Genomic DNA, 15033 nt, shown 5'->3' with positions numbered 1-15033 from the left:
TAGATGTGAGATTATGAATTTAAAAGATCATTTTATTATTGCTATGCCAACATTGGATGACTCGTTGTTTAGTCGTTCTGTTATTTATATTTGCGAACATAACCGCGATGGTGCCATGGGCATTATGATTAATAAACCGATTGTTGAGCTCAATGTAGAAACCGTTCTTACACGGTTAGAAATTACGTCACCCAAAAGTTGTGCTGAATTAGAGCATCCTGTGTTTTGTGGCGGTCCACTTGCTGAAGAGCAAGGGTTTATTTTGCATACACCTCAACAAGAGTTTGCTTCTAGCATTCAGATTTCAGATGATGTGATGATTACCACTTCACTTGATGCGCTTAAATCAATCGGCTCCCCCGAGCAACCGCAAAATATCTTTTTGGCTTTAGGATATTCTAGCTGGCAATCATTACAACTTGAAGGCGAAATTGCTCGTAATGATTGGTTGGTAACAAATGCTGATCCTAAAATTATTTATGAAGTTTCTATTGACGAACGTTGGCAAAAAGCAGCCGCATCACTTGGTATCAATATCAATACTATGTCACACCAAATGGGTAATGCATAACCTATGGCTACAATTATTGCATTTGATTTTGGCACAGCAAGTATTGGAGCGGCTATTGGTCAAGATATTACTAAAACAGCCAATCCTTTATGTTCTTTTAAAGCGCGCGATGGCGTTCCTAACTGGCAAGCTATCGAAAAAGTGTTAAATGACTGGAAGCCGGATTTTTTAGTCGTTGGACTACCTTTAAATATGGATGGAACCGAGCAACCATTAACTGCACGAGCTCGTAAATTTGCTAACCGCCTGCATGGTAGATTTGGTTATCAAGTACATTTACAAGATGAGCGGTTATCGACCGTTGAAGCAAAATCCCATATTTTTGCTTCACGGGGTTATCGTGCACTAGAAAAAGGCCATGTAGATGCAACTTCTGCCATTATTATTTTAGAAAGTTGGTTTGAAAATAATTAGCAACTTTAATTAATTGGTTATTTTGTAAATAATTAATCGCCATTAAATTTCATCCTTGCTAAAATAGTAGCCCACTTTCTATTGTAAGGATTGCTTGCTGTGTCAAATAATAAATCTCTCAGTTATAAAGATGCTGGTGTCGATATTGATGCTGGCAATGAACTTGTTAATCGCATCAAATCTGTCGTTAAAGAAACCAAGCGACCTGAGGTTATGGGTGGACTGGGTGGCTTTGGCGCACTGTGTGCTATTCCACAAAAATATAAAGAACCTATTTTGGTATCAGGCACTGATGGTGTGGGTACTAAATTACGTCTTGCAATGGATTTAAACCGCCATGAATCAATTGGTATTGATTTAGTGGCCATGTGTGTTAACGATCTAATTGTACAAGGTGCTGAACCTTTATTCTTCCTTGATTATTATGCCACCGGCAAACTTGATGTCGATGTAGCAACCACTGTAGTGACTGGCATTGCCGAAGGTTGTAAACAATCAGGCTGTGCTTTAGTGGGCGGTGAAACGGCCGAAATGCCAGGTATGTATCACGGCAACGACTATGATTTGGCAGGATTTTGTGTTGGCGTCGTTGAAAAGTCTGCCATGATCGACGGTAGCAAAGTGCAAGACGGTGATGCATTAATTGCATTAGCATCAAGCGGCGCTCATTCTAATGGCTATTCGTTAGTACGTAAAATTATTGAAGTCAGTGGCGTAAACCCTGCTACCGAAAAGCTAAATGGCAAACCACTTGCCGATCACTTACTTGCACCAACGAAGATCTATGTTAAGTCTGTTCTTGATCTTATCGCTCAAGTTGACGTGCACGCCATTGCCCATATTACAGGTGGCGGATTTTGGGAAAACATTCCTCGTGTTTTACCTGAAAATATTCAAGCAGTCATTAATGAAGCAAGTTGGCAATGGCCAGCCATCTTTAATTGGCTACAACAAGTAGGCAATGTTAGCCATCACGAAATGTACCGAACTTTCAACTGTGGTGTCGGTTTAATTATCGCATTACCTAAACAGTCAGCCGATAAAGCAATTAGCTTACTAAATAACCATGGTGAAAAAGCGTGGTTATTAGGTGAAATTAAGCATGCTACATCAAGTGAACGTGTTATTATCAAGTAAATAATTTATGACTTATATTATTCTTCTAAACACCATAAACCATGAGGAATATATAAGTCTTTTTGGCTAAGACCTTTCAATATAAATAAACAGATCTCTAAAACTAAACTATTTTGAAGAGTATTAATCTTTTTATAAACGAAATATGCATTTAATAAATGAACTTGCATAAGTTTCTGCATAAATATCCCATTACCTTAAAAATCTGTTGTTTATTGAAGAATAAATTCAGCTTTGGTTGTGAAAATTTGCGGCTATTTCCAGTAGTAAATCGCTACTTAAATTTCATCTTCAGTGCCAGGCTATTCGGCATTAATGGTCTGTTTTATCTAGAAATATTTTATGATAAACTGATGTTTTATCGAACAATCAACTGGAATACTTTATGTTAGCGCACACCAAATTATCCCTTTTATTGATTATGTTAGTTGGGTTATCATTGCCTAGTGCTGCTAAAACCAACACAAAATGTTTGCCACTAAAAAAAGATGAAGCCAATATCGCTATTTGTACCAAACTAGCCGATAAAGGTGATGCCAATGCCCAAAATAGCCTTGGGGAAATTTATTATCAAGATGCCCTATTGCATAAAGGCTATCATACCAAAGCCAGATTACTGTTCGAAAAAGCCGCGGCTCAAGGACTGGCTAAAGCCCAATATAATTTAGGTGCCATATACCGCGATGAGTTTAATAATTTTCCTATTGCATTAAGCTGGTTTGAAAAAGCCGCAGCTCAAGGCAATCTAGATGCGCAAAATAGTATTGGCTATATCTACGAAAACGGCTCCGGCGGTAAACCACCCCGCAACTACTTTTTTGATGAAAACGGCAAAAATACTGACCCTGATTTACCCTATATCGAAGCCAAATTTGCTCCTTATGAGTTTCAACTACCTTCTGACCCTTATTCCCGTGCAATTTACCCAATGAGCGAATTTGGTCAAGGCGTTGAGCCTGATTTGGCTAAAGCCATTGAATGGTACCAAAAAGCGGCCAATAAAGGCCATGCCCTTGCTCAAACCAATTTAGCTTATTTTTATTTATTTGGTATCGGCGTTGAAAAAGACGAAAAACAGGCCTTTGAGTTATACCAAAAGGCCGCTAAACAAAACTGTGCACCAGCACTTAAAACACTGGCCTTTATGTATATGCAAGGACTTGGCACTCAGCAAGATATACCAAAAGTTTTTACGACTCTAGAGCAGGCTTACCAAATTTTACCAGACGATAATTTATGGCATATGATAAGCCATAAAATGTATATTCGTTACTCTTTAAAGACAACACTTAAATATTATAAAGAACCACGCCGACAAAAATTTGAACCAAATGATTCCAGCGACGAAGACTATATTACTGAACGATTTCAATTTTTCAATCGAATCTATCAGTTAAATTTTACAGGTACTGTTGGGGCAATGTATGATTGGACAAGACCAACATGGTCAGTAATATTAGGTGAAACAGTGGGTGAAATTACACCATTAAAAGAGCGTTTTTTTGTTAAAGAATCAATACAAGGATATTATAAATGCATGACATTATTAAGTTACTACTATAAAGGAGAAGCACAAGATATTACACAAGCCCAACTTTGGCGTAAATATGCTATTACTATGGGAGAGCTACCATTTGAAAATTACTGGCCAGGCTATCCCCCACTTGAACAATAAGGGCATACATGCCCTTTTTTATTTAAGCCATTTATGAACGTTATTTTGCGTCGTTAATAAAATAGACTCGTAATCGTTTTTTATACTTTCAATCGCTTTCTTGTTAATTTGGGAAAGATTAACACCGCTCTCTTCTTGGAACTTTTCAACAAATAGATTCAGTTCTTTAAACGATTTAATTTAATCGAGAATCAACTTAAATTTCATCTTCAGTGCCAGGCTATTCGGCATTAATGGTCTGTTTTATTTAGAAATATTTTATGATAAACTGATGTTTTATCGAACAATCAACTGGAATACTCTATGTTAGCGCACACCAAATTCTCCCTTTTATTGATTATGTTAGTTGGGTTATCATTGCCTAGTGCTGCTAAAACCAATACAAAATGTTTGCCACTAAAAAAAGATGAAGCCAATATCGCTATTTGTACCAAACTAGCCGATAAAGGTGATGCCAATGCCCAAAATAGCCTTGGGGAAATTTATTATCAAGATGCCCTATTGCATAAAGGCTATCATACCAAAGCCAGATTACTGTTCGAAAAAGCCGCGGCTCAAGGATTGGCTAAAGCCCAATATAATTTAGGTGCCATATACCGTGATGAGTTTAATAATTTTCCTGTTGCATTAAGCTGGTTTGAAAAAGCCGCGGCTCAAGGCAATCTAGATGCGCAAAATAGTATTGGCTATATCTACGAAAACGGCTCCGGCGGTAAACCGCCTCGCAACTACTTTTTTGATGAAAACGGCAAAAATACTGACCCTGATTTACCCTATATCGAAGCCAAATTTGCCCCTTATGAATTTCAATTACCCTCTGACCCTTATTCCCGCGCAATTTACCCAATGAGCGAATTTGGTCAAGGCGTTGAGCCTGATTTGGCTAAAGCTATCGAATGGTACCAAAAAGCGGCCAATAAAGGCCATGCCCTTGCTCAAACCAATTTAGCTTATTTTTATTTATTTGGTATCGGTGTTGAAAAAGACGAAAAACAGGCCTTTGAGTTATACCAAAAAGCCGCTAAACAAAACTGTGCACCAGCACTTAAAACACTGGCCTTTATGTATATGCAAGGTCTTGGCACTCAGCAAGATGTACCTAAAGGTTTTGCCGCTTTAGTGCAGGCTTTTCATGTTAAGCCTGATTACAGTTTAGAGGATGTTATCTGGCGTATTGAAACTAACGAAAATTATAAAAAATACTCACTTAAAGCTAAAATTGAAGATTATAAAGAACCACACCGACAACGATTTCAAATAACCGATTCCAGTGATGAAGACTATATTGCTGAAAAATTTAAATTCTTTAACAACATTTACCAGCTTTATCTTAGAGATGGTATTGGATCAATGTATAGTTGGCAACGACCAACTTGGTCAATTGTATTAGGTGAAACTATTGGTGAAATTTCTTCACTAAAGGAGCGTTATTATATAAAAAAAGCAATCCAAGGATATTATACAACCATAACTTTATTAAGTTACTATTATAAAGGCGAAGTGCAAGATATTACACAAGCTCAACTTTGGCGTAAATATGCCATTACTATGGGAGAGCTACCATTTGAAAATTACTGGCCAGGCTATCCCCCACTTGAACAATAAGGGCATACATGCCCTTTTTTATTTAAGCCATTTATGAACGTTATTTTGCGTCGTTAATAAAATAGACTCGTAATCGTTTTTCATACTTTCAATCGCTTTTTTGTCAATTTGGGAAAGATTAACACCGCTCTCTTCTTGGAACTTTTCAACAAATAGATTAAGTTCTTTAAACGATTTAATTTGATCGAGAATCAGCTTGAATTTCATCTTCAGCGCTAGGCTATTCGGCATTAATGGTCTGTTTTATCTAGGAATATTTTATGATAAACTGATGTTTTATCGAACAATCAACTGGAATACTCTATGTTAGCGCACACCAAATTCTCCCTTTTATTGATTATGTTAGTTGGGTTATCATTGCCTAGTGCTGCTAAAACCAACACAAAATGTTTGCCACTAAAAAAAGATGAAGCCAATATCGCTATTTGTACCAAACTAGCCGATAAAGGTGATGCCAATGCCCAAAATAGCCTTGGGGAAATTTATTATCAAGATGCCCTATTGCATAAAGGCTATCATACCAAAGCCAGATTACTGTTCGAAAAAGCCGCGGCTCAAGGACTGGCTAAAGCCCAATATAATTTAGGTGCCATATACCGCGATGAGTTTAATAATTTTCCTGTTGCATTAAGCTGGTTTGAAAAAGCTGCTACTCAAGGCAATCTTGATGCACAAAATAGCATTGGCTATATCTACGAAAACGGCTCCGGCGGTAAACCACCCCGCAACTATTTTTTTGATGAAAACGGCAAAAATACTGACCCTGATTTACCCTATATCGAAGCCAAATTTGCCCCTTATGAATTTCAATTACCCTCTGACCCTTATTCCCGCGCAATTTACCCAATGAGCGAATTTGGTCAAGGCGTTGAGCCTGATTTGGCTAAAGCTATCGAATGGTACCAAAAAGCGGCCAATAAAGGCCATGCCCTTGCCCAAACCAATTTAGCTTATTTTTATCTATTTGGTATCGGTGTTGAAAAAGACGAAAAAAAAGCCTTTGAGTTATACCAAAAGGCCGCTAAACAAAAATGCCCACCAGCGCTTAAAACACTGGCCTTTATGTATATGCAAGGACTTGGCACTGAGCAAGATGTACCTAAAGGTTTTGACACTTTGGTGCAGGCTTTTCGTGTTATGCCTGATAATAATCTAGAAGATGTTATCTGGCGTATTGAAACTAACGAAAATTATAAAAAATACTCACTTAAAGCTAAAATTGAAGATTATAAAAAACCACGCCGAGAAAAATTTCAAATAACCGATTCCAGTGATGAAGACTATATTACTGAAAAATTTCAATTTTTCAATAGAATCTATCAGTTGAATCTTACCAATGGAATAGGTCCTATAGAAATTTGGCCTAGACCAACATGGTCAGTAATATTAGGTGAAACAGTGGGTGAAATTACACCATTAAAAGAACGTTACTTAGTAAAAAAGTCAATACAAGGTTACTATAAGACCATGACTTATTTAAGCTATTATTATAAAGGCGAGGCACAAGATATTACACAAGCTCAACTTTGGCGTAAATATGCTATTACTATGGGAGAGCTACCATTTGAAAATTACTGGCCAGGCTATCCCCCGCTTGAACAATAAGGGCCGCATGCCCTTTTTTATTTAAGCCATTTATGAACGTTATTTTGAGTCGTTAATAAAATAGACTCGTAATCGTTTTTCATACTTTCAATCGCTTTTTTGTCAATTTGGGAAAGATTAACACCGCTCTCTTCTTGAAGTTTTTCAACAAACAGATTAAGTTCTTTAAATGCTCTAATTTGATCGAAACTCATCTTAAATCTTAGCTCACCTTTACGTACTCCTAAAGCAGAATAAGTGATCCAAACTTGAATTTGATTGTCAGAAAAATAGTCATAAAGTAACTCTAAAACTAAGGCAGCAAGACCAACAATCCCAGCAAAACGGTATAATATTGTACGCATTGCAAATAGATTAAACGCTTTTTGAACACCTTTGCGGGCAAAGCGTGCTGCTAGCTTTTCTGCCACTGGCGTAATTTTAGCAAGTTGGCAATGGCCAGCCATCTTTAATTGGCTACAACAAGCAGGCAATGTTGATCGTCACGAAATGTACCGAACTTTTAACTGTGGTGTCGGTTTAATTATCGCATTACCTAAACAGTCAGCCGATAAAGCAATTAGCTTACTAAATAACCATGGTGAAAAAGCGTGGTTATTAGGTGAAATTAAACACGCTACATCAGGCGAGCGTGTTGTAATAAAATAAATTGTATTTTCATATTATCCATCCATTAATATAATGAATTAGATGGATAATATGCTCCCTTTTCAGATTGTTATTGCCAGCCGTAACAATTTGCAAACGTATAACTGTACCATTTAATAAATTTTATTTAGCTATTGTTTTGTGACCAACGAGCAAATTACTTCATCATATTAAGGGCTTACACACGCTGCTCTATTAGTATTATATAAATGACTAGAAATAGCAGTAGTATTAATGTTACCACCACCCGAACCAACGCTATACCATTCATTCCCGCCTCGCGCTTGATAAGCCCAATAGTCGTAGACGCTCCAATCAGTACCAGGATAACCACTATTTGCGTCGCTCATAACTCCCCACTCATTAAAGAATCCTCCAACCCAGCGGTTACCGTCTCGGTAACTTAAAGCTCTTCGGTACATATCGATATTTCTGCCTGGTATACCATTATTCCAACCAATATCTGGGCGATTTGCATTAGTATAATCTTCAACGCCAGGAATCCGATAACCATACCCTAGACTTCTACAAAAATTTTGAGCATTCAAATACCCATTTACTTGTCCAGGGCGAGGTATAAACCAACGCTCTATTTTAAAATTATAAATTAAGTGACCACCAATATTATCAGAATATAATTTAAACTCTGTTGGTAAGAATCTTGTATTTGTCGAGTTTCGAGTCGGCCCAATTAGTTCAACCTTTAGAGCTCGCTCCCTCTCTGGGTAACTAATACTTCCCCAACCATGTGTGGTTGCCGCACTTAATTGCAATGTTACGTTCCCTCCAGTTCCCTGTACTGTTGAGCCATTGACTGCAATAACTTGCTCTGGTGTAATACCAGCCAACAGCAGGTAGAAAAACATTTTATTTGAGCCTGTCGTTGGAAAATTATTGGTTGGGTTGTTAAATGGTTGCACTTTAAAACCTTTTTTTCTAACCCAATATTCTTTTTGTTCATCACCTTGTTGTGCATGTAAACTTGGTTGAGCAAAACAGACTTTTGCATTTATTCGATTCGGATTAATATAGTAACTATGGTTCGCATTATTAAAGTAAGTAGTTTTAGGTATACCATATTCAGTTGATAAGTAGCCATCCGTTGCACTTAATGTAAGCTGATAAGGTGCATTACAAAAATTTAATTCCATATTTGGATTAGCTTTAACATCCTCTGTAATATCTTTACCACTGCTATCTTGCCACTTAATCGTCAAATTGCCTGTTGCATTGATAGATCCATCTCCATCTCCATCATCATCTCGCCCATAGTTATATGGCGCATTAACCAAGTTAGTTAACGAGATATTAGGGTAACTTGCAATAGGTACGATCGTTTGGATATCCGCAAAAGTATAGGTTGTGTTTGGCATCTCAATTGGGTTATTTATGTTTGATGTATCAACAATTGCATTTGGATAAAGCGTGCTATTGATACCTTGTGGTATATAGCTGATATTTGCCAATTTTATACCTAATGCCCCTTCAAAACTCATTACCTTAGTGGCTCCATCATCAAACGTTAAATACGGGGCTGTTCCTTGAATGACGTTTGAAGTTTGCGCTGATAATGCCTGTAAACTCAAAGAAAACGGTAATAACAAAATTGGGGCAAAAAACAACGAGGGCTGTGATAAGTCCGTTAAGTTCAATGATAAAAGTGAGGAAAGATTTTGCTTTTGACTACTGTAATAATTAAAAAGATTTAGAATATATGACTGCTTTTTTCTATGGTAAAACATAATATTCCACCTATTACATATATTTTGTTTAATTTATATTTCTATAGCCATTTACTCGTTTAATGATCTGAATTTATATAAAACGTGCGAATTATAGACCGCTCAATTTTAGTTCGCTATTCTTTTTCAATTTAAATTTTGTAAAGCTTTGTTAAGCTTTTTAGCTAAAGATATCTTTGAGATATTTATGGTTAAAATAGTCCTCTAAAACACACTTTTTTCAGCGTTTTTAATAACCAAGTGGTATAGACTTCTGAATATGTTTTGCAAAGCAAAATTTAAAAAATGAACTATTTTGTAAATAGTCCATTTTTACATATTTTATTTAATGTATTATCAAGTTTTTAAGTGTTATAAATGAAGTATGGCAGATAGATGCTTGATATTAACATAAAGCATTATTTTTGTTTTTTATCTAAAGCGGTAATGATAAAAAATTTAACATAAAAATAACAAAAAGCTATCTTAGTTTCTGATACAATGATACAAATTTATAATAATTTAGTAATGTCGTAATAGTTTAAAATATAAGGTTTTTTTAATGATCATATCAGACGCTAACAGTGCGGTGTCATCCGTTGCCTATCGTACAAACGAAGTCATTGCTATTTATCCAATTACTCCAAGCTCAACAATGGCCGAGCAAGCTAGCACGTGGGCAGAATTTAATAAGCCAAACGTATTTGGCGATACGCCAAGAGTAATTGAAATGCAGTCCGAAGCAGGTGCTATTGCAACTGTTCATGGTGCATTAATGACAGGTGGACTAGCCACTTCGTTTACTTCGTCACAAGGTTTGCTTTTAATGATTCCGTCGCTGTATAAAATAGCGGGCGAACTTACCCCTTTTGTTTTGCATGTAGCCGCACGTACTGTTGCAACTCATGCTCTATCTATTTTTGGCGATCATTCTGATGTGATGGCAATTAGGCAAACGGGTTTTGCTATGCTTTGTTCAAGTTCTGTGCAAGAAGCACAAGATTTTGCTCTGATTTCACAAATAGCAACTTTAAACAGCCGCGTTCCTTTTGTTCACTTTTTTGATGGATTTAGAACATCGCACGAAGTAAATAAAATCTATCCACTAAGTGATGAACAAATCCATAAATTATTACCTCACGAAGCAATTAAAGCCAATCGTGAACGAGCTTTAACACCCGATAATCCAGTAACTCGAGGTACATCTGCCAATCCTGATACCTACTTTCAATGCCGAGAAGCAATAAATACGTATTATGATGACACATATCAACATGTCGTTGATGCTATGGACGCTTTTGCAATAGAAACGGGTAGAAAATATCAACCTTTTGAATATTATGGTGCTAGCGATGCCGAACGTATTATTATCATTATGGGTTCAGGAGCGAGTACGACTAAAGAAGTGGTTGATGTTTTAATTAAGCAAAACCAAAAAGTTGGTGTTGTGACCGTTAGATTATTTCGCCCTTTTTCAGCTAACCATTTACTGAACGTTATTCCTAATACTGTTAACAAAATAGCCGTTCTGGATAGAACCAAAGAGCCTGGCGCACAAGCTGAGCCGCTTTATTTAGACATCATAACCGCATTTGCTGAAAGCTTATCACGTGGTGAACGCAATAGCATGCCAATCATTGTCGGTGGGCGTTATGGATTATCGTCTAAAGAGTTTGATCCTCGTTGTGTGCTTGCCATTTTTACTGAATTGGGATTAGATAAACCTAAACCACGATTTACCGTTGGTATTTATGATGATGTTACCGGGCTGTCATTACCATTGCCTGATCAATCTATTCCACAAAAATCTTCACTCGAAGCCCTATTTTATGGACTTGGTAGTGATGGCACTGTGTCGGCAACAAAAAATAATATTAAAATTATTGGTGATAGTTCGCCTTTTTATGTACAAGGGTATTTTGTCTATGACTCTAAAAAAGCGGGTGGTTTAACTACTTCTCACTTAAGAGTTAGCTTAGATCCTATTGATTCTCCTTATTTAATTACCAGTGCACACTTTATTGGATGCCACCAAGATCAGTTTATCGATAAATACCAAATTGTTGATAAATTAAAAGACGACGGAATCTTTTTGCTTAATACTCCATATAGCAAAGATGAAATTTGGCACCGTCTTCCTAAAGAAGTACAAGTGCAATTAATTCAAAAACGAGCACATTTTTATATCATTAATGCAACAAAAATTGCTCGTGAATGTAATTTAGGGGCAAGAATTAATACCGTTATGCAGGCGGTTTTCTTTCACCTTGCTGAAATTTTTAAAAATGATTTTAGTATTACCCAATTAAAGGAAGTCATTGCTAAAAGTTACAGTAGTAAAGGGCAAGATTTAGTTGAAAACAACTGGAAAGCGCTTGATTTAGCTATCGCTTCGCTGGAGCAAATTCCACTTAGTTGTGTTGATCAAAGCAGTGCGACCATGCCACCTATTGTACCAACGAACGCCCCTACTTTTGTTAAAACAGTGACTGCGGCGATGTTAGCTGGCTTGGGTGATAATTTGCCTGTATCAGCATTCCCACCCGATGGTACATGGCCTACAGGCACTACAAAATGGGAAAAGCGCAATATTGCAGAACAGATACCTATTTGGCAACCTGAACTGTGTACTCAGTGTAATCACTGTGCAGTTGCTTGTCCTCATGCGGCTATTCGCGCCAAAGTTGTTGAGCCAGATGATATGATCAACGCACCAGACTCATTAAGTTCACTAGAAGTCAAAGCCCGAGATATGAAAGGTCAACGCTATGTGTTACAAGTTGCACCTGAAGATTGTACGGGTTGTAATTTATGTGTTGAAGTATGCCCAGCACGTGATCGCAACAACTTTGAAATTAAAGCTATTAACATGCAATCGCGCATCGACAATTTTGATACTCAGCGCACCAATTTTGAGTATTTTATGGCATTACCAGATCGTGATATAAAAACACTTGAACGCATTGATGTTCGTACCTCACAATTACTTACTCCTTTATTTGAATATTCAGGTGCTTGTGCTGGATGTGGTGAAACGCCTTACATTAAGCTATTAACCCAACTTTATGGAGACCATTTAGCCATTGCCAATGCCACTGGTTGTTCATCAATTTATGGCGGCAACCTGCCGTCGTCACCTTATACCACTGATCGCGATGGTCGTGGACCGGCTTGGGCTAATTCGTTATTTGAAGATAATGCCGAATTTGCATTAGGGTATCGCATTACTTATGACCAACATAAAAAACGTGCGTTACGTTTGCTTGATTATGTCGCTGGTGACATTTCGCCTGAAATTGTAATGGCGTTAAAATCCTCGGAGACCTCTATCACTGAAAAACGCCAACAAATCGTATTGCTACGTGAACAACTTGCCCACTTAGCATCAGCACAAGCACAAGAGTTAATCCAAGATGCCAATTACTTAGTTGATAAATCAGTCTGGGCTATAGGTGGTGATGGTTGGGCTTACGATATTGGATTTGGTGGGCTTGATCATGTCATGAGCTTAACCGATAACGTCAATATATTGGTATTAGACACGCAATGTTACTCCAATACAGGGGGTCAACAGTCCAAAGCAACGCCGATGGGTGCCGTATCAAAATTTGCTGATTTAGGTAAACATAAAGCGCGTAAAGATTTAGGGGTCAGCGTAATGATGTACGGTCATGTTTATGTTGCGCAAGTTGCGTTAGGTTCGCAACTAAACCAAACCCTTAAAGCCTTACAAGAAGCCGAAGCCTATAATGGGCCATCGCTAGTTATTGCTTATAGCCCTTGTGAAGAGCATGGTTATGATCTTGCTAAATCACATGAACAAATGAAGGATCTCGTTAAATCTGGTTTCTGGCCTCTTTACCGTTATGATCCACGTCGTATGATAGAAGGTAAACCAGGTTTGGTACTTGATTCAAAAGCACCAAATAGCGAATTATTATCAAGCATTTTATTGAAAGAGCAGCGTTTCCGCCGTTTAGAGACATTAGAGCCAATCATTGCAAACACCTTGCATGAGCGTTCCACTAAAATGGTGAATTCTAAATATAAATTCTTGCAAATGCTGGCTACCTTTTCAGATATTGAGCCTCCTGCCGATAGTTGATCATAACGAATAGTTTATGATTATCCAATCTATTAAACCAGTTATTGACTTAGCAGTAACTGGTTTTTTTATTTCCTAATATTAAGCAATAAAGCACCAATTAAGTGCATATTAAAATACCAGATAGGAAACCAAATCTGTTTTTTTTATCTATATACATATGATCTTTTTATTAAAAATAAGCAAAAAATACAATTTTTTAAAATTGGTATTAATTTTGCAATATCAATAATTAAGTACGTAAGTATCAACTAAAACATGAGGTGTATCATGGTATCTAATATCAATGTCAGTAGAAGAAAACTAATCACATTTTCTAGTGCAGCAATTGCAGGGCTATCTATTAATCAATTCCTATCTAAAGCTCACGCAATAGAAGCACAAAACTCAGTCTCATTCTCTGTTCCCATGCTTGATAAAGTGGTAATACCAGATGTTAACAACCCAGTAAGGCTAAACTTCAACGAAAATGCACTTGGAATGTCGCCAAGTGCAAAACAAGCAGCAATAAATGCCGTACCAAAAGCTAATCGTTATGCCAAAGCCGAAATGCCACTACTTAATAAACGTTTAGCTAAACATCATAACGTTGATGATGCTCAAATTTTGCTAACTGCTGGCTCATCAGAAGGTATTCGTAGTGCTATTGCCGCATTTGTTAAACCCAACACTCAGCTAGTAATTCCCGAACTTACCTATAGCGATGGAGAATATTTTGCCAAGATTTTTAATTTAAATATAACCAAAGTCCCGAGTTTGCCAGATTGGCAAATCGATATCAAAGGTTTACAAAAGGCAGTTGAAGACTATAAAGGTTTTTCAATTGTCTATTTAGTTAATCCCAACAATCCTACTTCAACTATTTTTGCAACGCATCAAATAGAACCTTGGATCAAAAGCAAACCTAAAAATACAATTTTTATTGTTGATGAGGCTTATGCTGAATTTGTTAATGATCCTGCATTTAAATCAGTCGATAAGCTAATTATACAAGGTTGCGATAATATTATCTTACTTAAAACCTTCTCAAAAATTCATGCTATGGCAGGATTACGAGTAGGTTATGCAGTTAGTTCAATTGAAAATATTAAAAATATGGCTCAATATGTCGCTGGTGAAAAGCTCAACTATTGTGGCGTTTGTGCAGCGCTGACATCTATGGATGATCAATCATTTTTGACTTATTCAAAAAAAGCGGTTGATGTATCACGCCAAATCATGGAAAAAACGCTATCAGACTTAGGGTTACACTATCTAAAATCAGAAACTAATTTTATGTTTCACAAAAGCCCTATCGATTTAAAAGATTATCGTGAACTAATGAAAAATAATTTTATATTGATTGGCCGAGATTTTGAACCAGCAACAAATTGGTGCCGAATATCACTTGGCTCACCTGGCGAAATGCTTTATGTAGCTAATATAATGAATGAATTAAAAGAAAAAGGAAAAATTTAACTATAATTATTTTTACGGTAGATAAAAAATAAGCGCTATAAATATTAATTAATTTAAAGCGCTTTTTTCGTGACAATTATTCGTGAAAAATGAT

11 protein-coding genes and 1 pseudogene are annotated in these 15033 nt (G+C 36.8%); 9 read left to right on the top strand and 3 right to left on the bottom strand.

Annotated features, from left to right (window positions below; translation table 11 throughout):
- Positions 1–13 precede the first annotated feature (13 nt).
- The 5 genes from GYX25_RS01690 (at position 14) to GYX25_RS01670 (ending at position 5402) form a co-directional block, all read left to right on the top strand.
- Positions 14–571, top strand: a complete 558-nt coding sequence (locus GYX25_RS01690; protein WP_091350879.1) for a YqgE/AlgH family protein — start codon at positions 14–16, stop codon at positions 569–571.
- 3 nt (positions 572–574) lie between these two features.
- Complete coding sequence (gene ruvX / locus GYX25_RS01685) at positions 575–985, top strand: Holliday junction resolvase RuvX (RefSeq protein WP_091350877.1); 411 nt, start codon at positions 575–577, stop codon at positions 983–985.
- A gap of 99 nt (positions 986–1084) precedes the next feature.
- Positions 1085–2122, top strand: a complete 1038-nt coding sequence (gene purM, locus GYX25_RS01680) for a phosphoribosylformylglycinamidine cyclo-ligase (RefSeq protein ID WP_174786539.1) — start codon at positions 1085–1087, stop codon at positions 2120–2122.
- 385 nt (positions 2123–2507) lie between these two features.
- Positions 2508–3797: a tetratricopeptide repeat protein gene (locus GYX25_RS01675; RefSeq protein WP_174786538.1), complete on the top strand. Its 1290-nt coding sequence runs from the start codon at positions 2508–2510 to the stop codon at positions 3795–3797.
- A 303-nt stretch (positions 3798–4100) separates the two neighbouring features.
- Positions 4101–5402, top strand: coding sequence for a tetratricopeptide repeat protein (locus tag GYX25_RS01670; RefSeq protein WP_174786537.1), 1302 nt, complete (start codon positions 4101–4103; stop codon positions 5400–5402).
- Between the two features lie 18 nt (positions 5403–5420).
- Here the strand turns inward: GYX25_RS01670 and GYX25_RS01665 are convergent, their stop codons facing one another.
- Positions 5421–5609: a hypothetical protein gene (locus GYX25_RS01665; protein ID WP_174786536.1), complete on the bottom strand. Its 189-nt coding sequence runs from the start codon at positions 5607–5609 to the stop codon at positions 5421–5423.
- A 96-nt stretch (positions 5610–5705) separates the two neighbouring features.
- On the opposite strand from GYX25_RS01665, the gene GYX25_RS01660 reads away from it, so the two are divergent.
- Positions 5706–7007 (top strand): tetratricopeptide repeat protein, encoded by a 1302-nt coding sequence (locus GYX25_RS01660; RefSeq protein WP_174786535.1) that lies wholly within the window; start codon positions 5706–5708, stop codon positions 7005–7007.
- 17 nt (positions 7008–7024) lie between these two features.
- Here GYX25_RS01660 and GYX25_RS01655 read toward each other — a convergent pair whose 3' ends face one another.
- A complete protein-coding gene (locus tag GYX25_RS01655) occupies positions 7025–7417 on the bottom strand; it encodes a hypothetical protein (protein WP_238785938.1) in 393 nt (130 codons plus the stop codon).
- A 13-nt stretch (positions 7418–7430) separates the two neighbouring features.
- On the opposite strand from GYX25_RS01655, the pseudogene GYX25_RS01650 reads away from it, so the two are divergent.
- A pseudogene (locus GYX25_RS01650) lies at positions 7431–7655 on the top strand (AIR synthase-related protein); the annotation flags it as partial.
- A gap of 170 nt (positions 7656–7825) precedes the next feature.
- Here the strand turns inward: GYX25_RS01650 and GYX25_RS01645 are convergent.
- Positions 7826–9397, bottom strand: a complete 1572-nt coding sequence (locus tag GYX25_RS01645; RefSeq protein ID WP_174786533.1) for a hypothetical protein — start codon at positions 9395–9397, stop codon at positions 7826–7828.
- Between the two features lie 541 nt (positions 9398–9938).
- Between GYX25_RS01645 and nifJ the strand changes: the two genes are divergently transcribed.
- Together nifJ and GYX25_RS01635 are read left to right on the top strand one after the other, a co-directional pair.
- Positions 9939–13481, top strand: a complete 3543-nt coding sequence (gene nifJ / locus GYX25_RS01640; RefSeq protein WP_174786532.1) for a pyruvate:ferredoxin (flavodoxin) oxidoreductase — start codon at positions 9939–9941, stop codon at positions 13479–13481.
- 270 nt (positions 13482–13751) lie between these two features.
- Positions 13752–14939 carry a pyridoxal phosphate-dependent aminotransferase gene (locus GYX25_RS01635; protein WP_091349526.1) on the top strand — a complete coding sequence of 396 codons (1188 nt, stop codon included), beginning with the start codon at positions 13752–13754 and terminating at the stop codon, positions 14937–14939.
- Positions 14940–15033: the final 94 nt, after the last annotated feature.

Origin of the sequence: Gilliamella sp. ESL0254, assembly GCF_013344985.1 — a bacterium.
GTDB classification, from domain to species: Bacteria; Pseudomonadota; Gammaproteobacteria; order Enterobacterales; family Orbaceae; genus Gilliamella; species Gilliamella bombicola.
The sequence above is the reverse complement of the archived record's forward strand: the minus strand, read 5'-3'. Positions and strand labels throughout refer to the sequence as shown.

Excerpts from the sequence above, each read along its gene's own strand:
- GYX25_RS01645 (WP_174786533.1), bottom strand. The coding sequence starts at position 9,397 with ATGTTTTACCATAGAAAAAAGCAGTCATATATTCTAAATCTTTTTAAT.
- ruvX (WP_091350877.1), top strand. The coding sequence starts at position 575 with ATGGCTACAATTATTGCATTTGATTTTGGCACAGCAAGTATTGGAGCG.
- GYX25_RS01690 (WP_091350879.1), top strand. The coding sequence starts at position 14 with ATGAATTTAAAAGATCATTTTATTATTGCTATGCCAACATTGGATGAC.
- nifJ (WP_174786532.1), top strand. The coding sequence starts at position 9,939 with ATGATCATATCAGACGCTAACAGTGCGGTGTCATCCGTTGCCTATCGT.
- GYX25_RS01675 (WP_174786538.1), top strand. The coding sequence starts at position 2,508 with ATGTTAGCGCACACCAAATTATCCCTTTTATTGATTATGTTAGTTGGG.
- GYX25_RS01665 (WP_174786536.1), bottom strand. The coding sequence starts at position 5,609 with ATGAAATTCAAGCTGATTCTCGATCAAATTAAATCGTTTAAAGAACTT.
- GYX25_RS01660 (WP_174786535.1), top strand. The coding sequence starts at position 5,706 with ATGTTAGCGCACACCAAATTCTCCCTTTTATTGATTATGTTAGTTGGG.
- GYX25_RS01635 (WP_091349526.1), top strand. The coding sequence starts at position 13,752 with ATGGTATCTAATATCAATGTCAGTAGAAGAAAACTAATCACATTTTCT.
- GYX25_RS01670 (WP_174786537.1), top strand. The coding sequence starts at position 4,101 with ATGTTAGCGCACACCAAATTCTCCCTTTTATTGATTATGTTAGTTGGG.